At 43.4% G+C, this 21,890-nt stretch carries 16 protein-coding genes and 1 riboswitch; of the genes, 6 read left to right on the forward strand and 10 right to left on the reverse strand.

Going from position 1 to position 21,890, the window contains the following annotated elements:
• Positions 1-13: 13 nt before the first annotated feature.
• From NST45_RS29500 to NST45_RS29520, 5 genes are all read right to left on the reverse strand, one after another.
• Positions 14-1,672, reverse strand: a complete 1,659-nt coding sequence (locus tag NST45_RS29500; protein WP_038573521.1) for an HlyD family efflux transporter periplasmic adaptor subunit — start codon at positions 1,670-1,672, stop codon at positions 14-16.
• Entirely contained in the window at positions 1,669-3,906 is a 2,238-nt protein-coding gene (locus NST45_RS29505; RefSeq protein WP_244886399.1) for a peptidase domain-containing ABC transporter, read from the reverse strand. Before NST45_RS29505 ends, NST45_RS29500 begins: the two co-directional genes overlap by 4 nt.
• Positions 3,907-4,105: 199 nt before the next feature.
• Positions 4,106-4,354, reverse strand: coding sequence for a hypothetical protein (locus NST45_RS29510; RefSeq protein WP_036678593.1), 249 nt, complete (start codon positions 4,352-4,354; stop codon positions 4,106-4,108).
• Positions 4,355-4,366: 12 nt separating this feature from the next.
• The gene (locus NST45_RS29515; RefSeq protein WP_036678596.1) at positions 4,367-4,621 is read right to left on the reverse strand and encodes a hypothetical protein; all 255 of its coding nucleotides are present in this window, start codon (positions 4,619-4,621) and stop codon (positions 4,367-4,369) included.
• Between the two features lie 437 nt (positions 4,622-5,058).
• A complete protein-coding gene (locus NST45_RS29520; protein WP_051491031.1) occupies positions 5,059-5,532 on the reverse strand; it encodes a hypothetical protein in 474 nt (157 codons plus the stop codon).
• Between the two features lie 313 nt (positions 5,533-5,845).
• On the opposite strand from NST45_RS29520, the gene NST45_RS29525 reads away from it, so the two are divergent.
• Positions 5,846-6,637, forward strand: a complete 792-nt coding sequence (locus tag NST45_RS29525) for a helix-turn-helix transcriptional regulator (protein ID WP_094901222.1) — start codon at positions 5,846-5,848, stop codon at positions 6,635-6,637.
• A 118-nt stretch (positions 6,638-6,755) separates the two neighbouring features.
• On the opposite strand, the gene gcvPB is transcribed toward NST45_RS29525, so the two are convergent.
• The 3 genes from gcvPB to gcvT all read right to left on the reverse strand — a co-directional run bounded on the left by gcvPB (position 6,756) and on the right by gcvT (position 10,784).
• On the reverse strand, positions 6,756-8,216 hold the full coding sequence (gene gcvPB / locus NST45_RS29530; RefSeq protein ID WP_036678605.1) for an aminomethyl-transferring glycine dehydrogenase subunit GcvPB: 1,461 nt from the start codon (positions 8,214-8,216) through the stop codon (positions 6,756-6,758).
• Positions 8,213-9,565, reverse strand: coding sequence for an aminomethyl-transferring glycine dehydrogenase subunit GcvPA (gcvPA, locus tag NST45_RS29535; protein ID WP_076099656.1), 1,353 nt, complete (start codon positions 9,563-9,565; stop codon positions 8,213-8,215). The genes gcvPB and gcvPA overlap by 4 nt, the downstream gene beginning before the upstream one ends.
• Positions 9,566-9,671: 106 nt before the next feature.
• Positions 9,672-10,784, reverse strand: a complete 1,113-nt coding sequence (gene gcvT / locus NST45_RS29540; protein WP_076099655.1) for a glycine cleavage system aminomethyltransferase GcvT — start codon at positions 10,782-10,784, stop codon at positions 9,672-9,674.
• Between the two features lie 186 nt (positions 10,785-10,970).
• A riboswitch (glycine riboswitch) is annotated at positions 10,971-11,069 on the reverse strand.
• Positions 11,070-11,347: 278 nt separating this feature from the next.
• On the opposite strand from gcvT, the gene gcvH reads away from it, so the two are divergent.
• Positions 11,348-11,740: a glycine cleavage system protein GcvH gene (gene gcvH / locus NST45_RS29545; RefSeq protein ID WP_036678614.1), complete on the forward strand. Its 393-nt coding sequence runs from the start codon at positions 11,348-11,350 to the stop codon at positions 11,738-11,740.
• Positions 11,741-12,168: 428 nt separating this feature from the next.
• Here the strand turns inward: gcvH and NST45_RS29550 are convergent, their stop codons facing one another.
• Together NST45_RS29550 and NST45_RS29555 are read right to left on the reverse strand one after the other, a co-directional pair.
• A complete protein-coding gene (locus NST45_RS29550) occupies positions 12,169-12,999 on the reverse strand; it encodes a flagellar motor protein MotB (protein WP_036678617.1) in 831 nt (276 codons plus the stop codon).
• Positions 12,996-13,778: a flagellar motor protein gene (locus NST45_RS29555; protein WP_339824446.1), complete on the reverse strand. Its 783-nt coding sequence runs from the start codon at positions 13,776-13,778 to the stop codon at positions 12,996-12,998. Before NST45_RS29555 ends, NST45_RS29550 begins: the two co-directional genes overlap by 4 nt.
• A 179-nt stretch (positions 13,779-13,957) precedes the next feature.
• Here NST45_RS29555 and uvrB point away from each other — a divergent pair, with 179 nt between their 5' ends.
• The 4 genes from uvrB (at position 13,958) to NST45_RS29575 (ending at position 21,887) form a co-directional block, all read left to right on the forward strand.
• Positions 13,958-15,949 carry an excinuclease ABC subunit UvrB gene (gene uvrB, locus NST45_RS29560; RefSeq protein ID WP_036678623.1) on the forward strand — a complete coding sequence of 664 codons (1,992 nt, stop codon included), beginning with the start codon at positions 13,958-13,960 and terminating at the stop codon, positions 15,947-15,949.
• Between the two features lie 491 nt (positions 15,950-16,440).
• Positions 16,441-19,314 (forward strand): excinuclease ABC subunit UvrA, encoded by a 2,874-nt coding sequence (gene uvrA, locus NST45_RS29565; protein WP_076222333.1) that lies wholly within the window; start codon positions 16,441-16,443, stop codon positions 19,312-19,314.
• A gap of 1,137 nt (positions 19,315-20,451) precedes the next feature.
• Positions 20,452-20,661: a DUF2759 family protein gene (locus tag NST45_RS29570; protein ID WP_036678627.1), complete on the forward strand. Its 210-nt coding sequence runs from the start codon at positions 20,452-20,454 to the stop codon at positions 20,659-20,661.
• A gap of 215 nt (positions 20,662-20,876) precedes the next feature.
• Positions 20,877-21,887, forward strand: a complete 1,011-nt coding sequence (locus tag NST45_RS29575; protein WP_256716965.1) for a trypsin-like peptidase domain-containing protein — start codon at positions 20,877-20,879, stop codon at positions 21,885-21,887.
• Positions 21,888-21,890: the final 3 nt, after the last annotated feature.

Consider the following 21,890-nt stretch of genomic DNA (forward strand, 5'->3'; position numbering starts at 1 on the left):
GCTGGCAACCTCACTATTCCTTTAAGTTGATTTTTTCAAGAACAAAATCAATGATCTTCTTGGAGTCGGTAATAACAGAGGCTTGCGCTATCATCCCTACACGAAGCTCTCCACGTTCACCTCTGCGATTAACAAGTGGGTCATTGGATATCGTTGCTTCCACCAAATAGTAGCTTAGACCGTCTTGCTGAACAATTGAATCTGTGCTGATAGATGTAATCGTACCTTTTTGGGAACCGAAACTTTGTTTAGGGAAGGCTGAAAAGCTGAAATCAACTTTATTGCCAATCGCTATTTTTCCTGCTTCTGCGTTAGGTACGGCGATGCTCATTTTATATTTTGACTCGTTGCTAGGAATAATGGAGATCAAGGCTTCGCCGGATTGTACCATGTCCCCGATGTTGGTTTCTTTTAAAATATTAATGGTCCCAGAAATTGGTGCTATGAGCAGTCTTTTGTTTCGTTCAAGCTCAAGTTGCTTAATAGCCTCTTGCAGCGTAATTAAGGTTCTTTTATTTTCTTCTATTGCTGAATGAATCTGTACAATACGGTCAAGTTTCAACTTTTCCAATGAGGTTTTTTCGGTTGACCGGTTAAGTTTCTCTTGATTCAGTAGATCATTTTGCTGCTCAGCCAGCTGTTTCTTTTGCATTTCTAAAGTTTTTCGTTCTGAAACTGAGGGATCATGCCCATTTATTAGCAAATCGAGGCTGACCTCTATCTCAACCAATTGTTGATTGTAATTGGTGATATTGCTTTCTGCGCTGAGCACGGCTTCGGTTTGGAATTGGTTGATTTGCAAATATGAACTTTCATATAGATGCTGTTCATCTGTAATCTGAGATTGAGGCACAAGGCGGTCCCCCAAGCTGAGCGAACGGTTGTAGATTTCTTTTTTCTCAGCAGATTGTTTAGATAGTTGCACATATTTAATTTGGTATGTATTATATTGTTCCGTCCGTTTGGTATCTGTAGATGGAAGCAGATTTTGATTCTCTTTGATGGATTGCACAAGCAATTTCTCGTTTGTAATTTCAACATTCAGCAGTTTCTTTTTTCGTTCCAGTTCAATTTTATTTTGAAGAGATTTATCCAAACTGGATTCGGCACTAAAGGCAGAAGATTCTTGCAAACCTATATTCTCGTGAATGGCAGCTGTAAGCTGATCCTGGGTTCCTTGATAGGTCTGCTGCTGCTGGCTGTATTCAAGGAGAAATTGTTCTACCATGTCATAATAGTAAACTTCGTCTGCATGTTCAGAAGAAAATTGATTGTTTAAATTGCTAATGCTTTGTTTATAAAGCTCGAGATAGTGCAGTTTCTTAGTGAGCTTATTGATTTCGGAGTTACGATTGGATAATTCTATATCGAGTTCTTTATGCTCAAAGGAAATTAACTGCTCGCCCTGCTTAATTTGCATCCCTTCATGGATATATACCTGTTCCACTTTTCCCACAGATGAAGTCTGAATGGTACTGACTTTTTCATTGGGCCTAACTACAGCAGAGGCTTTGGCGACTTCATCGATCTGGCCAAAATAGGACCAGACCAACGCAGACCCCAATAGAATAAATAAGATAAGTATGAAAATAGAAATCACAGGACTGGTCTTGGATTCCATGATTTCTCTGCTATCGGTCATTTCTGATAAGTTATGTATTTGTGCGCTCATACGAGAGACACCTCGCCTACTCCTGCAGCAGCATATTGAATGGTGTGATCTTGTTTTTGTTCAACCCCGGGGAGTTGATCTTTCCACAAGCCGTAGTACTTTCCACGGTAATCTAGAAGCTCCTGATGTGTCCCACACTCAATAATCCGCCCCTGATCCATGACATAAATTCGGTCACAACGCATGATTGTACTCAAACGGTGAGCGATAATAATCGTAGTCATGTCTTCAAAAGCATTGATCGTCTCCGATACTGCCTTCTCCGTTGTAGAATCCAGGTTACTAGTGGCTTCATCCATAATAAGAATATCCGGCTGTTTGAGCACCGCTCTGGCGATAGCCAGTCGCTGCTTCTGTCCTCCGGAAATATTGGTCGCATTCTCTTCTAACAAAGTGTTGTAGCGGAGTGGAAGCTGATTGATGAATTCGTGAGCCTGTGCGGTTTGGCAGGCGGTAACAATCAGTTCCAAATCCATATCCTGATCGACACCCAGACATAGATTTTCCCGAATTGTTCCGCTAAAAAAGAAAGTATCCTGTGAGATATATGCGATCCGCTGTCTTAAGCTATCTAAATGAATATCTTTAATGTTGTAGTTGTTAATTAAGATATCGCCTTCTTCGTGTTGGTAAAATTGCATAATTAATTTGATTAGTGTGGTTTTACCCGAGCCGCTCTCACCGACAAAGGCAATTTTCTCACCCTGTCTAAGTGTCAAATCGATATCATGAAGTACAAGGGAACGTGTACCGTATCTGAAGCTGACACGATCAAATTTAATATCACCTTTTAATGAAGCAGGTTGAATCTTCTTGTCCTCATCATTATGCTTCTCCGCTTCCAAATCAAGAATTTCTCCTAATCGGTCAGCAGCGACAATGGCCGTTTGCAAAGTGGGCTGGAGGTTGATTAAGTTCTGGATGGGTTGCAGGAAGTAAGCCAATAACGAGTTATAGGTAATCAATTGGCCCATTGTCATATTGCCTTTTATCACTTGTCTTGCTCCGACCCACAGTATGGCTACTCCTCCAACGAGTTGTACAAAACTCTTGAGGGAGGCTTGAATGTTATTGAAAAGACCAAAACTGAAGACAGATCTCAGAAATGAGATGAACTTCTGTTCAGTTTCATAGCCCACTTTCGATTCTGCATGATAGGCTTTAACTGTCTCGATACCATCTATTGATTCAACAATATAGGAGGTGAGCTGAGCATTTTTTTCCATCTGTTCGCGGTTTAAACGGTCAAATGGTTTGTGGAAGCTCCAAACCAATACCAGATACATTGGCACCATAAGTATAGTAATTCCGAATAAAAGAGCACTTTGCGAATATAGAATAATTCCACCGGCAATAACCATGATAATATCGATCATGATGGTTAGTGTTGCGCTGGAAATGGCATCTCGTACTTTCGAAGCATCCATAAGCCTTGATATTATTTCTCCTGTCTTACGTGTACCAAAAAAATTCATTGGGAGCTTTAACACATGGTGGTAATAGCCAAGTATGAGTGAAATATCGAGTTTTTGGCTCAACGTCAGTAAGATATGGCTACGAAAGGCATTTAATAATATTTGAAATATGTAGAGAATGATGACTCCAACAGATATTATGTTAAGTGTCTTTTTTAATCCAAAGGGTAGAATTTCGTCTAAAAGAAATTGGAAATAGAATGCAGCAAGTATACCTAAGATAGTGTAGAGTATAGATGTTAGAAAAATTCCTCCTAGCATTCTTTTTTGAGGAATCAGCAATCCAAAGAAACGAGCAAATAGACCTTTTGTTTGGTCCCCTTTTTTGAATTGAGGAGTGGGTACCATTAAGATAAGGACACTTGTCCAGATTTGGAAGAAATCTTCCGGTGTATATTTAACTATGCCTTGGACTGGATCCGCAACAATTATTTCCTTATTTGATATTTTATGGATTACAACATAGTGTAATAATGTCTGATCTATAATGACATGGGCAATAGCGGGAAGTGGGAAGTTTTCGAAGAAGGCTTCATGGCTTCCCTTGACTCCTTTTGCTGTAAACCCAAGTTTTTCTGCTGCTTTTATGAGTCCATATATATTGGTTCCCATTTTATCAGTTCCGGCTACTTCACGAATTTTAGTGATTGGATATTTGAGACCGTATTGTTTGGAGATAGTTGCTAGACAGGCTGCACCGCAGTCTTTAATATCAAGCTGTTTAATACAATAGTATTTCTTAAACAGAATAAACCCCACCTACTATTAGTGATTTGTACATATTCATTGGGATCAACAATATCTTATCCATGTAGAGAATGATTTCGTAACTGAAACAAAATCTTTTTGTAAATAAGCCTCACTAGAAGATTGCTTCTCTGACCTAATAGAAATCATAATAAGCTCCAAGTGAATGATATTTATTCTCTTGGAGCTACTAAATATTCAGGAAAGTGTTTTATATATTTTTATTAGCAATTCCTGCGGAAATTACAATGATACTAGATGTAGTTAAGGCAGTATAGCCAAAGGCGCATGCTGCTACTACTGGAAGACTAACTGGTGCTGTTGCCGCAACTGCTATTAAAGTGGCTCCAGCAATAACTCCACCTATACCAGTTGCAATTTGTCCCCAAAGAGCACCGCCCTGAATATCGTACAATTCAGATCCTTTTAATAATTCAAAACCACTACTTGAAATTTCCAATTCAATCCCCCCTTATCCAAATATTGCGACTCCTACGCCTGCTACTGCAGCAGCTAAACCTAATGCAGGAAGAGCTGGTACTGTGGCAATTGCTCCTAAGATTGCGCAGCTACTAGCGATTGCTGGTACTCCAGCAGCAGCAACCCCAACGCCCACTACTGAAGAGGCTACGCCGACTGCTTTAGTTAACCAGCCACCACCATTAAGATCCATCAACGAAGATAAATCAAGTTCTTCAAACGTACTATGATTAAAACTGAGTTCCATTATGTCACCTCCTTTAATCATGATTTATATTAAATCGGGAGTGAATGATCAAATGAAAATCCCTGATTTAATTCCATATTCATTTTTCGTGTTTGGCTAGAAAATTCAATCCAATTAATATGAGAGCGATAAATCCTGTGAAACAAAAGGGTATCCATATGGGACCATTAGTAATCCTATTCATTTTGGCTATCAATATAATTCCTGAGCAAATAACTGAAAAATACACCTTCCAAAGCTTAATATTTTGATTTCCCAGTCTAAGCTTATTCCATTCACTGATGATAAATAGATTCAAAATCAAAAGAGTTCCTAATACAGTAATTGTAGTATCTTGAAAGGTATCGATATAATAAATAAAACTCAAGATAGTGAAAATTAATGCGATACTAAAACAGAAAATCACTATTTTTTTTTTCATAGCCGGCTCCTCATTTTTATAAAATAGATGGATTTACACCTACATAAATGTCAATAATCATTTTTTCTAAGGAAGCTTCAGAGTTATCTGAAGTGTACACATTATAAAATGCTGTGATTTGTTGAAGTCCCTTATCTGATATGTACTTTATAATAGATTCATATGTACTTTGTACTCCAACAGGGTTCCCCATGAATCTGCAGGATAGGGCATTAACTAAGTGGAAAATTTTTTTGTGTTTATAAGTTTGATCTGATGGAAAAGGCTTATTGAGAGGAATCATAATCTCCATGTCCATTAAATATTCCCCATTAACAATCTCCGCCGAGAATGTGCTCGTAATAAGGGGTCCTGCTTTCACTGCTTGATATTTTTCTATTATTTTTGCAGTTTGAGCTATTTCTATTTGTAATTCTTCTTGATTCATCTTCTTTCTAACGGAAAGGACATTTTCAAGCAAAATTTCTTGATTTTTTTGAATTTCAAACAATTCAGCACCTCCTAAAAAAGATCATAACTATGTGAATTTTCACAAACCTATCGTAATTGTTAAACTCCCTGATGAGTGGATTAATAACTTTATAGTAACTAGAATATCTATTAAGATACATATCCCTCAGTACATATTCCCTTTTGAGTTAATCTGTGCTAAAATATATTTTTTTTACAATAAATCCACTTTATTTAACAATTTTTTATCTTTTTGATCTAACACAAACCTCACGACTTATGTCATTGTTTTCTTTTGAATGGAGTGTTATGCTCTGTTTAATTAATACCATAAGTTGGGAGAATGGTTTGTTTTGGATATTCTTGAATGTGAACGAGCTTGGTTTACGGTAGATGATTTAGATAAAAAATCTAATAATTCCTTGTGTGAATTTTGCCAACCTTGGAGTAACCTCAAAACAGAAGAATCCTTTTCTATAGAAGAGCTGGTTCCCTACGAGGTATTGGTTGAAGTACTACATTCAGAATTGGCGAAAGTAACGGAATTTCTCTTATTGCCCTTTGTTTTTTTCTTAACAGATCAAGCCGGCAATATTATTAATATTGTTACTCCTTTCGAAGCGTTTCAGAAGAAAGTAGATCATTTTGGAATTAGGAGTGGAACTAACCTTTCGAAGCAATTCTCTGGAGTAAATGCAGTTTCACTAGCGATGGAGGTTAAATCAATTGCAGTAGTGCGTGGAGAAGAGCATAGTATGCCAATGTTTAAAGAGTGGAATTGTGTATGCGCTCCTATAATGATAAATGGTTGTATATGTGGATATATCGACATTTCATTTGAAGCCGAGAGGCAAATTGGCTTTTCGATTCTCTTTATTAAACAATTATCCGAAAAGATTGTTCTGAAGTTGAAGGAACGAAGCCCAAAGTTAATTGAGTACAGATTTCAGGAAAAGTGTGATTCGTATCGATTATCGCCCAGAGAAAGGGAGGTAGCGTATCACTGGTCACTAAGAAAAGGTGCGTTGCAAATTTCCAATGACCTTAATGTGAAAGAGGGGACTGTGCGGAATATCGTTAAGAGTATTTATAGTAAGATGGATATCAGCGAGAGATGGGAATTGATAGAAATACTTAAGTTGTAAATTTTGATGATAAACATCAAAATACTCGTTTGTACATAAGATATAAAAGCCATCCTCCGAAATTAATCAACAACGGAGGATGGCTTTTATCTGTCTAGAACATTTTTTTGATAAGTACTTAACCGCAAGAACAATTCAAAACTGGCTTACGCGCAGCCTGTGTCTCATCCAAACGGCTAATCTCTGTGGTATGCGGTGCGTTGATTACAATTTCTGGTGTCTCCTGCGCTTCTTTCACAATCTGAATCATCGTATCGATGAAGCCGTCGAGCGTTTCTTTACTTTCGGTTTCCGTCGGCTCGATCATCATGCATTCCTCAACAGTCAGAGGGAAGTACACGGTTGGCGGGTGGTAGCCGAAGTCGAGCAATCGTTTAGCAACGTCTAAGGTGCGCACGCCATATTGCTTGAGGTTTTTGCCGGACATCACGAATTCATGCTTACATACACCCGGATATGGGATTTCAAAATACGGCGCCAGACGGTGCATCATATAGTTCGCATTCAGCACAGCATTTTCGGATACCTCACGCAGTCCGTCTGGACCATAGGTCCGGATATAGGCATAGGCACGAACCAGAATACCAAAGTTTCCATAAAAAGCTTTCACGCGTCCAATCGATTCAGGACCACCGAAGTGAAGTGAGAAGCTGCTATCTTCATTCTTTACCACAGTAGGTTGTGGCAAGAATGGAATGAGGATAGATTTTACGCCGACTGGTCCGGCTCCAGGGCCACCTCCGCCATGCGGGGTGCTCATTGTCTTATGCAAGTTCAGATGCACAACGTCAAAGCCCATGTCGCCAGGGCGGGTAATGCCCATAATGGCATTGGAGTTGGCTCCATCGTAATAGAGTAAGCCGCCTGCTTCATGCACGATCTCAGCAATCTCGACGATTTGGGTCTCGAACAAGCCGAGTGTGCTTGGGTTAGTCAGCATCAGTGCGGCTGTGTCACTGCCAACAGCTGCTTTGAGTGCTTCAAGATCAACCATCCCTTTATCTGTGGAAGGGATCGTGATCGTTTCAAGTCCTGCTGCTGAAGCACTAGCAGGATTGGTGCCGTGTGAGGAATCCGGCACGATAACCTTCGTGCGGGTCTCGCCGCGGCTTTCATGATAGGCGCGGATCATCATGAGGCCGGTCCATTCACCATGAGCACCTGCGGCAGGCTGTAAGGATACTGCATCCATGCCCGTCAGCGCGGACAGATCATTTTGTAGGGTATACATTAATTCCAGTGCGCCTTGAATACTTTCTTCTGGTTGGTAGGGATGAATTTTGGCGAAGCCGGAGAAGCGGGCAACATCTTCGTTAATCTTCGGATTGTATTTCATCGTGCATGAACCGAGTGGATAGAAGCCATTGTCTACACCAAAGTTGCGACGTGAAAGAGAAGTGTAGTGGCGAATGACATCCACTTCCGATACTTCTGGAAGTACGACGGGTTCGCTACGGAGTAAATCTGATGGAATTAGGGATTCCAAGGTTTCTTCCTGCGGCACATCGCATAGTGGCAAAGAATAGGCCGAACGGCCCGGACGGCTTAATTCAAAAATTAGACTTTGCTCCGGTTTCATAAACAGCCCTCCAGTGCGCTAGCGAATTGGTCGATTTCGGTTTTGCTTCTTTTTTCCGTTACGGCAACCAGCATATGTCCAGCAAGTTCAGGATAATCACGACCCAGATCATAACCCCCAAGATAACCTTCCTTCAGCAGCTTCGAATTAATAGAGGCCACACTGCTGCCTTCAGAAAGCTTCACGACAAATTCGTTAAAGAATGGGGAGGAGAAGGCAAGTTCAGCACCTGTTAGTCCGCTAAGTTTATTAGCAGCGTAATGGCTTTTGCGAATATTTAGCTCGCCTACTTCACGCATGCCTTCTTTGCCCATAACGGACAAGTAGACGGATGCGCAGAGAGCCAGCAGCGCCTGATTGGAGCAGATATTCGATGTCGCTTTTTCACGCCGAATATGTTGTTCACGCGCTTGAAGTGTAAGAACGAAGCCACGTTTACCGTTACGGTCTACCGTTTGGCCAACGATCCGGCCTGGCATGCGGCGCATCAGGTGATCAGCTACGGCAAAGAATCCGCAAGTTGGACCCCCGAGAGAAGCCGGAATACCGAGTGGCTGAGCATCACCCACTACGATGTCGGCTCCAAGTTTGCCCGGAGTTTCAAGTACACCTAGAGCTATTGGGTTCGCGCTGACTACAAGAAGACCTTTAACCGCGTGAATCAGCGGCTCAACCGAGCGAAGATCCTCGATGCTGCCGAAGAAGTTAGGCGATTGAATAAGCACTGCGGCAGTATCTCCATCGATAGCTTCAGCGAGTTTAGCTTGATCGGTAACACCGTCTTTATAGTCAATCTCCACCACCTCCAGACCCCAAGCATTAGCCGAAGTACGTAGCACTTGGCGAGCCTCAGGATGAACGGTACGGGAGACGATTAATTTTTTGCGTTTGGTAGCACCAGCCGCGAGAACCGCTGCTTCGGACAAAGCTGTAGCGCCATCATACATACTGGCATTGGCAACTTTCATACCGGTTAGTTCGCAAATGTAGGATTGGAATTCGAAGATCGCTTGCAGCTCACCTTGGCTGATCTCCGGTTGATAAGGAGTGTAGGCAGTGTAGAATTCAGAACGGGAAATGACATGGTTGATGACCACAGGGATGTGATGATCGTATAATCCGGCGCCGAGGAAGCTGGCGTGAGAATCAAAGTCGGCATTTTGGTCAGCCAAACCTTTCATGTGGCGCAGCAGGGCGTATTCATCGAGTGGTTCAGACATCGGCATAGTGCCTTGGTAACGTACCGCTTCAGGAATATCGGAGAACAGCTCATCTATAGACTGAATCCCGACGGCCTCCATCATCTCTACGCGGTCCTGTTCTGTCATGGGCAGATAACGGTGCTTCATTAAGGTTTCACTCCTTGGCTTTTTTAAAATATAAGAAAGTACAATTTTCACGCTATACTTTATCCTTCTATTTCTCGCTTAAAAGCTCACCGTCCTTATATGGACGCTAAAGGCGTTTATACTTGTAAAAAGGGGCCTTGATCACTACAGCCTTAAGCTGCTTGCCGCGTATCTCTACGTAAACCTCTGTGCCTATTTCACTGTAAGCAGCATCAATCAAAGCCAACCCCAGGTTCCGTTTCAGCGTAGGGGACTGTGTTCCGGTTGTGACCTCACCAATCTTAACCCCATCTGCCCAAACAGGATAATGGGATCGTGGAATGCCTCGATCAATCATTTCTAGGCCGACAAGGCGACGGGGAATCCCAGCTTCTTTTTGCTGTATTAGTGCATCGCGTCCGATAAAGTCTATTTTGTCCAGCTTCACGAAGAACTGTACTCCTGCTTCAAGCGGGGTGATGTCAGCGGATAGCTCCTGACCGTACAGTGGTAATTTTGCCTCAAAACGCAGGGTATCCCGTGCACCCAGTCCAGCAGGTGTTAATCCGTGAGGCGCGCCTGCAGCAAGCAGTCCGTTCCATAACGTTTCTGCACCTTCCAGCGAAGCGTAGATCTCGAAGCCATCTTCACCGGTATAACCCGTACGGGAGATAAGTACCTCTACACCGCAAACGGTGGCGCGTTCGATGAAATGGAAAGGCTTGAGTGTTGAAATAGGAGCATCAGTAACTTCCGCGAGAATGGTCTCTGCCAGAGGACCCTGCAAGGCGAGCAAAAGCGTCTCGTCAGAGACATTAGTGAGCGTGACTTCACCGAATTCAGAGCTCAGATGCTCTTGCAGCCACTGGAAGTCTTTGTCGATGTTGGAGGCATTAACGACGAGCATATAATGCCCTTCGCTTAGGCGATACACGAGTAGATCGTCGACAACTCCGCCATTTGGATAACAGAGCAGCGTATATTGCGCCGCACCATCTGTGAGGCGGCTGACATCATTGGTTGTCATTTTTTGCAAAAAGGCTTCTGCACCGCTCCCAATCACCATGAATTCACCCATATGCGAGACATCGAACAGCCCAGCCTGCTGGCGAACGGCTTCATGCTCTTTTACGATACCTGTAAACTGTACTGGCAGCTCCCAGCCACCGAAGTCAATGCATCTGGATTCCGCATAAGCGGAATAGAGATCATAAAAAGGTGTTCTTCTCAAAGCATCCATGTCGTCACTCCCCTTGATCTGATTACATACGAAAAAAGGACAGGCAGAAGCAATCATGCATAAATGCACAAATCGCTTTCTGCTCTGTCCTTTGTACCTGAGAGTTACCCTGCCGTAACTAGCTTGCAGGTTTCCCCGTTGGTGATCTGACGCATCTAGCCTTGCGTCTGATGCTCTCCAGAGATACGTCCGACAAAGGTCCTTTTGCCTGAGAGATTCACCCCTGTTAGGGCTTACTCCTTCGGCGCCGTCTTCAAGTGAGACAGTCTCTCCCTATGCCATCATCCGCAACTATATTTATTTCAAATATAAGAAAGTATATGGTTCACATTATACATTATCCTTATATTTCTCCGAGAAACGGTTATTGTCTATAAAAAGACGACAACGTCGTTTCTTCTTGTATGTCTCCATTAAACGGGTATAGTCGGGCGCTGTCAACAAGAAAACGTCGAAAAAATGACAAATTTAAATTTCCTGTTAGTAATATTGACATTGTGAGCCGGGATAACTTAGGCTATAACTAAATTTAGAACTCCAAATTGGAAATGAGGCGGCTTGAAATGAGTGAAGTATTAGACAACCTTCTTTACAGCGAAGAGCATGAATGGGCACAGCAAGTAGAAGGACGAGTAGTACGTGTTGGGATTACGGACCATGCTCAGCATTTATTAGGCGACATCGTATTTGTTGAGTTTCCTGAGGTAGGATCAACCATTTCGGCCGGTGACAGCGTAGGCAGTATCGAATCCGTTAAGACGGTATCGGAATTGTATTCGCCCGTCTCTGGGACGGTTACCAAGGTGAATGATGGATTAGAAGCTAGTCCGGAGCTTATCAATGATCAGCCATATGGCGGGGGTTGGATTTTTGAGATTGAAGTTGATGGAGAATATGCTGATGCTGTAAAAGGTCTGTTAGATGCAGCCGGTTATAGCGCGTTAGTTGCTGAATAATTGGAAATTGGGGACGGGAAATAGTCTGATCAAGTGTGATGTTTTTAGCAGCAAGTTTCTGCGATTTGGGGACTTGCTGTTTGTGTTTCTTATGTAGATTGTGCGAGTATTCGTAAACCCAATCGAGTGGTTTGAGGGTCTAGTGGAGTATGGAATTAGGGAAAACCTCCCTCATTTTAGACGATTATAGCTTGAGAGTTAGGGTTTTAGGGAATTCCTCCCTAATCATCTCGGTAAAACCACTATTTCAGACTAAAAAGAGTAATAATCAGGGAGTAATTCCCTCATTCCGCGATTGGATACGATAATAGGTGAATAATCAGGGAGGTTTTCCCTAATTAAATTAGGTGAAACCCCTTTGTTGGTCAATGTGGTAATTGCAAAGGCTCCTGCCGCCGAACTTAGCTCTGAGCGCAAACAACTATATTTTATTCCACCTCTTGAAGCTGTCGAAGTACAATGATCTCTACGCGTCGATTTTTTTGTTTGCCTGCTACCGTAGTATTATCTGCTGTTGGTCGGGTATCGGCATAACCTGCATATTGAAAAGTGTCCGGGTTCAGTCCTTCATTATCTAAGAAAAAGCGCAGCACAGAAAGCGCACGAGCACCCGATAGCTCCCAATTGTCGTTATAACGGGAAGCTGATGACACTGGTGTATTATCCGTATGTCCTTCAATGCTGATCGTTGCCCCGATATCTTTGAATAAGCCTGACAACTGCTGAAGAGCAGGAAGGGCTGGTGACTTCACATCTGCTTTACCCACATCAAAAAGAAAACGGTCGCTGAGCGTGATTTCTATGCCCTGCGGTTTGTCGGCTACAAATATTTGTTCACCGAGATTATTCTCCTCCACATAGTGGGTGATCACACCCATTAACTCAGCAAGCTTCGCCTCTTGTTCTCGAAAAGCCAACTCCCGTGCTGAAGGTGTTTCATTCTCCGTTTGTTTATCAGAACCGTCATTTGGTTTTGCAGTTGCGTTCCCATTCCCATCTGTACTCTCTGGTTTGTTGTCAGGGGTCTTTCCAGCATCTAAAATACCATCTCCGCCTTCAAGAACAGTGCTGCTCGACTTGAAAGTCTGGGATAAAGAGCCGGTTACGATATTGTATTTGTCAGTGTCCAGGCTGCTCATCGCATACAATATAACGAAAAATATAAGTAAAAGCGTAATTAGATCTGCGTAAGTAATCATCCAACGATCACGGCTTTCTCGATTCTCTACCCGCCGTTTGCGCCGGTCTCTTTGTCTCATATAAAACCTCTTGCTTCTGCACGGTCATCTGTGGTGGTGTCTGAAATGAAGGAGTTCAGTTTTTTACGCACCAGCAACGGATGATCCCCGTTTTGTAGAGAAAGAATGCCTACTAGCAGCATCTCCATGCTATGCAGCTCACTTTGGCTGCGGGATTTGATTTTGGAACCAATGGGTAAAAATATTAGATTAGCGATGGCTACTCCGTACAGTGTTGCAGTGAACGCTACTGCGATAGAGGTACCTAGATTTGATGGGTCTGTAAGGTTGCCCAGTACCCTAATGAGTCCCATAACTGTACCGATGATCCCCATCGTTGGAGCATATCCACCAGCGGCTTCAAAAATCTTGGCGTAGCTTTCATGCTTCAATTCTTTCGCATCCATTTCCAATTCCAAAATCTGTCTTACCTGCTCAGGGTCGGTGCCGTCGACGATAAGCAGCAGTCCTTCACGTGTAAAAGGATCAGGATGTACCTCCGCTTGTTTTTCGAGCATTAAAACGCCGCCGCGGCGGGCCACTGTGGCCATTGCGATGAGCTCTTCTGCCTTCTCTTCATCACGTTCAGGATTGCGACCAAAAGCCATGCGCAGAGCGGTGGGAATGGAACGTAGCTTAGCTGCCGGGAAGCTGATCATTACGGCGGCAATCGTACCTCCAAATACAATCAAAGCTGCATTAAGCTGCAGCAGTCCGGAAAGGCTTCCGCCTTCCCAGAGGTAGCCGCCGATTAGCGCAGCCAGTCCGGCCACTAGGCCGATTATTGCGGTAATATCCATGCTTCAAGCTCCTAACATTTCTGTGTATTATGGTTTGCATCGATCTAAGCAACACTGTATAATGAACGGGAACACATATTCTTATCTTCCATATTTTTTACTATCGTATGGAGAGAGAAGATTCAGACAACAATTATAATATATTAATCTAGTTTAGACGATAGAGGGGAGACGGGCAAATGAGTGATATTGTCGTCAGTACGAAGACTTTTGAATTGGAGTCCGAGTATACACCCCAGGGCGATCAGCCTCATGCCATAGATGAATTACTACAAGGCATCCGGCAGGGTAAGAAGCACCAGACGCTGCTGGGAGCGACAGGTACAGGGAAGACCTTTACTGTCGCGCAAGTTATTTCCAAATTAAATCGCCCCACGCTGGTTATTGCGCATAACAAGACACTGGCTGCCCAGCTGGCAAGTGAGTTTAAGGAGTTTTTCCCGAATAATTCGGTAGACTATTTCGTCAGCTACTACGACTATTACCAACCAGAGGCGTACATTCCCTCCTCCGATACTTATATTGAGAAAGATTCCAGCATTAACGAAGAGATTGATAAACTTCGCCACTCCGCGACAAGCTCCTTGTTCGAACGGCGTGACGTTATTATTGTAGCGAGTGTGTCTTGTATTTACGGTCTCGGTTCACCAATGGAATACGGAAGCTTGCTGTTGTCCTTGCGGGTTGGGATGGAGAAGCCGCGCAATGAGATTCTGAGCAGACTGGTGGATATTCAATACCAGCGCAATGATATCAATTTTGTACGCGGAACATTCCGTGTACGTGGTGATGTGGTTGAAATCTTCCCGGCCTCTCAGGGTGAACATGCGATTCGCGTTGAATTGTTTGGCGATGAGATTGAGCGGATCACTGAAATTGATGTTTTAACGGGTGAATTGATCGGTGAACGCGACCATGTCGCCATTTTTCCGGCTTCTCACTTTGTTACCAAGGAAGAAACGATGCGTGTAGCAATAGTCAATATTGAACGGGAGCTGGAAGAGCGGCTGACCGTGCTTCGTGACGCAGGCAAGCTCCTGGAAGCGCAACGTCTGGAACAACGGACACGTTACGATATTGAGATGATGAAGGAAGTGGGTTTCTGTTCGGGGATCGAGAACTATTCCGGGCCGCTAACCTTCAGGGAGCCAGGAGCAACTCCATATACGTTAATGGATTATTTTCCTGATGATATGTTAATCGTCGTAGATGAATCCCATGTTACCCTTCCGCAAATTCGGGCGATGTATAACGGTGACCGGGCGCGTAAGACAGTGTTGGTAGAGCATGGTTTCCGTCTGCCTTCTGCACTGGATAACCGTCCGCTTCAGTTCGAAGAGTTCGAAGATAAAGTGAACCAGATCATATACGTCTCCGCGACACCTGGACCTTATGAAATGGAACACTGTGAAACTATGGTGCAGCAGATTATCCGTCCGACTGGGCTATTGGATCCAATCATTGAGGTTCGTCCTACAGAAGGCCAGATCGATGATCTGATTAGCGAAATCCGTGACCGGGTCGAACGTGATGAACGTGTACTCGTTACCACTTTGACGAAGAAGATGTCGGAGGATCTGACAGACTACTTTAAGGAAATCGGTATTAAGGTTCGTTATATGCACTCTGACATCAAAACACTGGAACGGATGGCGATCTTGCGGGATCTTCGTCTCGGTACGTTCCATGTCCTGGTAGGGATTAACCTCCTGAGAGAAGGTCTCGACTTACCGGAGGTATCTTTAGTTGCAATTCTCGATGCCGATAAAGAAGGGTTCCTTCGTTCCGAACGTTCACTAATTCAGACGATTGGCCGTGCGGCTCGTAACTCTGAGGGTCGTGTAATCATGTATGGTGATCGGATCACTGATTCGATGGAGAAAGCGATGAGCGAAACATCGCGCCGTCGCGCCATTCAGATTGCTCATAATGAGAAACATGGCATTACCCCAACCACCATTAATAAAAAAGTGCGTGACATCATCGAGGCAACGAAGGTTGCTGAGTCTAAAGCCGATTATCTCACAGGTGTTGGTGGCAAGATGAATAAGAAAGAAAAACAAAGTCTGATCCAGCGTCTGGAAGCTGAAATGAAGGACGCTGCCAAGAACCTGCAATTCGAACGTGCGGCAGAGCTGCGTGACGCATTGCTGGAGCTTCGGGCTGAGTAACAAACCATTAATGCATCACCGATATTTAAAATAGGTTTTGAACGGTGCTGTCCTAGACCGTTCTTTTTGAATCAATAGAGGGCCGCGTATCCAGTAATGTTTATGGCACTTAAACGTATCTCGCAGGGACAGCGCCCGCAATGTACTTGGCACTTACGCGTATCCCGTAGGACAGCACCAGGCAATGTACTTGGTACTTATGCGTATCCCGCAGGGACAGCACCATGCAACGTCTATGACAGTTGCATGTACCTGTCTTTAGTTAGTGCGGTAACGTCCAAGTGGTCCGGTAGGGATAAGCGCTCTGAGCATTATAGTCACTAAGTTACGTCCCACCATACTCCTTCTCCAGAAAATGCGGGTGTCCAGAGGGTGCAACCCTTGGGGCCCTCCCTTGGAAGGGAGGGTTTGGGAGGGATCGAAAGGCTTTGAAAAGGCTTTGAGAATATTTTGAAATAAAGTTGAAATAGTTTTTTAAAGGAGAGGTTCCGTTGGCGAACGAAAATATTGTAATTAAAGGCGCGAGGGCGCACAATCTCAAAAACATCGATGTGACGATTCCACGTGACCGTTTCGTCGTGCTGACGGGACTTAGCGGCTCAGGTAAATCATCGCTTGCATTTGATACGATTTATGCTGAAGGACAACGGCGTTATGTTGAATCTTTGTCGGCTTATGCACGTCAGTTTTTGGGACAAATGGAGAAACCAGATGTGGATTCGATTGATGGTTTGTCCCCGGCGATATCTATAGATCAGAAGACAACAAGCCGGAACCCACGCTCCACGGTAGGTACAGTGACGGAGATTTATGACTATTTGCGGTTGCTCTTTGCACGTATTGGTCATCCCCATTGCCCAGAGCATGGTATTGAGATTACCTCCCAGACCGTTGAACAGATGGTAGACCGGATTATGCAGTATCCCGAGAAAACTCGGTTGCAGATCCTGGCGCCAATCATTTCAGGACGTAAAGGTGAGCATAAAGGACTCTTCACAGATATCTCTAAGCAAGGCTTCGTACGTGTGCGTGTGGACGGGGAACTAAGAGATCTGTCTGAGGATATTGAACTAGAAAAGAATAAAAAACATACAATAGAAGTTGTGGTAGACCGGATCGTTGTTAAAGACGATGTGGAGACCCGGCTGACGGATTCACTGGAGACGGCGCTTAAGCTTTCGGGCGGTAAAATCCTTGTGGATATCATCGGCCAGGAAGAGCTGCTTTTCAGCTCTAACTTTGCTTGTCCAATTTGTGGTTTTAGTATTGAAGAGTTGGCACCACGGATGTTCTCTTTCAACAGTCCGTTTGGAGCTTGTACAGAGTGTGATGGACTTGGCATGAAGATGGTGGTCGATCCAGACCTGCTTATTCCTGATGCTGAGAAATCCATCGAAGAAGGTGCTTTTTTAGCTTGGACTGGAAGTACTTCTAATTACTATCCGCAATTCCTGAAGTCGGTTTGTGAACACTTTAAAATTCCACAGAACGTTCCGGTAAGCAGTCTGACATCTGATCATATGAATAAATTACTGAACGGAACAGGCAGTGAGAAGGTCCGCTTCCGTTATGAAAATGATTTCGGTCAAAAGAAAGATGCGATGGTTGCCTTTGAAGGGATTATACCTAACCTAGAGCGGCGTTACCGTGAAACTGCTTCGGATGGTATTCGTGAATTTATCGAAGGATTTATGAGTGCTAAGCCATGTCATGTATGTAAAGGTAAACGTCTGAAAAAAGAAATATTAGCTGTGACTATCAATGATCATAATATTTCTGATGTTACGGACCTTTCAATAGGAGACTGCCAGCATTGGTTTGAAGAGATAAAATTGAGTGAAAAAGAAACAGCCATCGCCAATCTCATTCTAAAAGAGATCTGCAATCGGCTTGGATTCCTTGTGAATGTGGGCTTGGATTATTTGACGCTTAGCCGTGCGGCGGGTTCGCTTTCCGGTGGTGAGGCGCAGCGTATTCGGTTGGCTACTCAGATTGGTTCAAGTCTCATGGGTGTATTGTACATTCTGGATGAGCCAAGTATTGGCTTGCATCAACGGGACAATGATCGCCTGATCTCTACGCTTGCGCATATGCGCGATTTAGGCAACACGCTAATTGTTGTAGAGCATGATGAAGATACGATGATGGCAGCGGATTATATTATTGATATTGGTCCGGGCGCAGGTATTCATGGTGGACAAGTTATGGCTCAAGGGACGCCAGAAGAGATTATGAAAGATCCAAATTCATTAACGGGTGAATATTTAAGCGGACGTAAATTTATTCCGGTTACCGCTAAACGCCGTCCTACCGATGATCGATGGGTAGAAATACGTGGTGCTAAAGAGAATAACCTGAAAAATGTGAATGTGAAGATTCCATTAGGTGTATTTACAGCGGTGACAGGTGTATCGGGTTCCGGTAAATCCTCGCTTATCAACGAGATTCTTTACAAGAGTTTAGCACGGCAGCTGAATAAGGCTGTGAAGGTGCGTCCTGGTCAGCATAAAGAAATTCGTGGACTAGAAAATCTCGATAAGGTTATTGAAATCGATCAGTCGCCAATCGGACGGACACCGCGCTCCAACCCAGCAACTTATACAGGTGTATTCGATGACATCCGTGACCTATTCTCCAAGACAAATGAGGCTAAGGTACGTGGTTTCCAAAAGGGGCGCTTCAGCTTTAACGTAAAAGGCGGACGTTGTGAAGCTTGCCGTGGAGACGGGATCATTAAGATTGAGATGCATTTCTTGCCGGATGTATATGTCCCTTGCGAAGTATGTAAAGGCAAACGGTATAACCGCGAGACACTAGAAGTGAAATATAAAGGCAAAAACATTTCAGATGTGTTAGAGATGACGGTAGAGGACGCAACAGAGTTTTTTGTGAATATTCCGCGTATCCATCGTAAAATGCAAACACTGATGGATGTAGGACTTGGTTATATTAAGATTGGTCAACCGGGAACCACTTTATCCGGTGGTGAAGCACAGCGGGTAAAATTGGCTTCTGAGCTCTACCGTCGCAGCACGGGTAAAACACTTTATATTTTGGATGAGCCTACGACAGGCCTGCATGTAGATGACATTGGTCGTCTGCTTGAGGTATTGCATCGTTTGGTGGATTCCGGAGAATCGGTTCTTGTTATTGAACATAATCTGGATGTAATCAAGACAGCGGATTATATCATCGATATGGGACCGGAAGGTGGTAGCGGCGGTGGTACCGTCCTGGCAACAGGAACACCGGAGAAGATCATTACTGTCACAGAGTCTTACACAGGTAAATATCTGAAGCCGGTTCTGATTCGTGATACAGAGCGGACCGAAGCGCTTATGCTTGAGACGGCGGAAACCAAATAAACAGTAAGTAATATAACCTATGTATAAATAAGGCCTCGGTATCTTGCCGGGGCTTTTATTGTAGGTTGTAAGCAATAATTTCTTGAAGGGAAACATCTGACAACTAACAGCTAATAGCTAACCTCGTCCTCTAGAATGGAGTCAAAGCGACTTAAGGCGTTGTAGGATTATCTGGTAATTGTGCGAAAGATGGCTCATAGATATATGATGTGATATTTCTAGCAAAAGTTATACGAATTCTATAGAAAAAATGGATTTAATAATAGGCAAGGTAGGCATATGTAGGACATGTTCGTAGTAAGATTCAATGAGGAGTATTCTGTTGATAGGGTTAACAAGTAATTGATTAACGTTAGGGCCAAAAGTTCCTTGAAAACCGAATAATTAATCATCATATCACTCTATCAAATAACTGTTTGTTAGATTAGGGAAAACTTCCCTGAAAATCCGAGTTTTTAGATCATATAAGGTGAAATCCGGGAAAACCTCCCCAATTATCGGGTGAATTTACTCATATACCCGGTTTTCTAATGATTTTTAGGGAGGAATTCCCTGATAACCACAAAATGAACTGTTAATCGGACAATTTTAGGGAGAATTTCCCTAATTCTTTAAAAACCTAAATTTTGAGCTCAGAATGTTAAGTTCTAAGTTCTAAGTTCTAAGTTCTAAGTTCTAAGTTCTAAGTTCTAAGTTCTAAGTTCTAAGTTCTAAGTTCTAAGTTCTAAGTTCTAAGTTCTAAGTTCTAAGTTCTAAGTTCTAAGTTCTAAGTTCTAAGTTCTAAGTTCTAAGTTCTAAGTTCTAAGTTCTAAGTTCTAAGTTCTAAGTTCTAAGTTCTAAATTTCAATTCACTGCTCAATTTATCTCAACTCTAAAGCAGTTAACGGACTTTCTATTGTAACCTTCACGACGAAAGAGATGATTGGGCTCATAGCACTTTTTCACTATGTTGCACTCAATTGTCAGTGATCAATCTCATCAATATTACGGATTTTGCAGGGATAAAATATATTTTTTGCGACAAATACATAATTTTTCTACAAAACCTATTGCATCGCCCAAATGGTAGCGATAACATAGAAGGTGATATGGGGATTACTGGATCTTGCTTGACAACATTTTTGAGGAGGTAAGGTTATGTTGCTTGCAGAAGTTGCCGCGCAAGGACCGTCTAAATTTCATACCTTTGATGTGTTTATGATTTTATTTACCATCTTGATTTTGGTCGGGGTTGTTCGACTATTGAAAGCTCCCCAGAAGAACAAATTTGCCATTGGTTTTGGAGCCGTTAGCTTGCTGGTTTTTGTGATCTCTGACTATGCCATGGTGATGCATTGGTTAAGTTAATGAAAGAACTAAATTGAACAGCTTTGCACCAAAAGACTCCTTTAACGCCATGGGCGCATTGAAGGCGTCTTTTTTCAAATTATATAATGTTAAATTTATCCATTTGCAAAGAGAGGGTCTGGTGAGGAATGAGGAGTATTGGGGAGAAGCTGGTGAAGAAAGGATTAGGTCTATTACTGTGCGGCGTAGTGCTGTCGGTAGCATGGAGTCAGTCGGTGTTTGCTTTTGATAGTACTAGTAAGGTGGTTAGTAAAGTAGCGGCAGAAGATCCGATACCTGGAATTATTAAAAGTATCACTCCTTCTGTTGTGGGCATTATCGGCAAAGATGAGAGTGGCGGGAATAGTGGCCTGGATGATCGGTACAATCTGACGCATGGCTCCGGCATCATTGTGAAATCGAACGGATGGATTATAACCAATGCTCATGTAATCAAGGATCTGCAAAATGCCATAGTAGTCACTTCGGACTCCAAAACCTACAGCGTTAAAGAAACATATCTGGATGAAGTTAGTGATCTGGCGCTGATCAAAATCAATGCCACCCATTTAAAGCCCGCCAAGTTTATTCCAGCGAATAGCAAAACAGTGGTTGGGGAGAAGGTTATTGCTATCGGAACACCGATTAGCTTTTCTCTACGAAATTCAGCGACAGTAGGCGTTATAAGTGGTCTTAACCGTGAGGTAGATGCGGCTTATCGTCTTATCCAGAGTGACACAGCGATTAATCCCGGAAATAGCGGAGGGCCGCTAGTAAATATGAAAGGTGAGGTGCTGGGAATCAACAGCCTGAAATACTCAGCAGTGGGCGTGGAAAATATGGGGTTTTCGATTCCGGCGAATACTGTGCAGTATATTATGAACCAGCTTTTAAAATATGGTGAGGTGCAGCATCCGAGTCTGGGGCTAGAGCTGGAGGCAAGCTGGTCTACGATTGTGGGATTGCCAACGCTGGACCCGCTGTCCGTCACGAAGGTGGTGTCTTCAGAAGCGCTCAAGTCAGGGGTTGCTGAAGGGGACGTCTTGTATAGCATCGATGGGCATCGTGTGGTCTCACTAGTTGATATTAATGAATTGTTCAAAAGCTACCTGCCGGGAGCAACTGTGCGGCTGGTTATGCAAAGCGATGGGGATATCGTCGTCCGTAAACTCGTGCTCACTCAAGGTGATCCGTTGTTAACCGGAGATGATTATGAAACGGATGGGGACGAGCACGCGGAAGAGTGATTA

The organism is Paenibacillus sp. FSL R7-0163, assembly GCF_037969975.1.
In the GTDB taxonomy this organism is placed as follows: Bacteria; Bacillota; Bacilli; order Paenibacillales; family Paenibacillaceae; genus Paenibacillus_AQ; species Paenibacillus_AQ odorifer.

Excerpts from the sequence above, each read along its gene's own strand:
- NST45_RS29550 (WP_036678617.1), bottom strand. The coding sequence starts at position 12,999 with ATGAGACAAAGAGACCGGCGCAAACGGCGGGTAGAGAATCGAGAAAGC.
- gcvT (WP_076099655.1), bottom strand. The coding sequence starts at position 10,784 with ATGGATGCTTTGAGAAGAACACCTTTTTATGATCTCTATTCCGCTTAT.
- gcvH (WP_036678614.1), top strand. The coding sequence starts at position 11,348 with ATGAGTGAAGTATTAGACAACCTTCTTTACAGCGAAGAGCATGAATGG.
- gcvPB (WP_036678605.1), bottom strand. The coding sequence starts at position 8,216 with ATGAAACCGGAGCAAAGTCTAATTTTTGAATTAAGCCGTCCGGGCCGT.
- NST45_RS29570 (WP_036678627.1), top strand. The coding sequence starts at position 20,452 with ATGTTGCTTGCAGAAGTTGCCGCGCAAGGACCGTCTAAATTTCATACC.
- NST45_RS29555 (WP_339824446.1), bottom strand. The coding sequence starts at position 13,778 with ATGGATATTACCGCAATAATCGGCCTAGTGGCCGGACTGGCTGCGCTA.
- NST45_RS29500 (WP_038573521.1), bottom strand. The coding sequence starts at position 1,672 with ATGAGCGCACAAATACATAACTTATCAGAAATGACCGATAGCAGAGAA.
- gcvPA (WP_076099656.1), bottom strand. The coding sequence starts at position 9,565 with ATGAAGCACCGTTATCTGCCCATGACAGAACAGGACCGCGTAGAGATG.
- NST45_RS29515 (WP_036678596.1), bottom strand. The coding sequence starts at position 4,621 with ATGGAACTCAGTTTTAATCATAGTACGTTTGAAGAACTTGATTTATCT.
- uvrB (WP_036678623.1), top strand. The coding sequence starts at position 13,958 with ATGAGTGATATTGTCGTCAGTACGAAGACTTTTGAATTGGAGTCCGAG.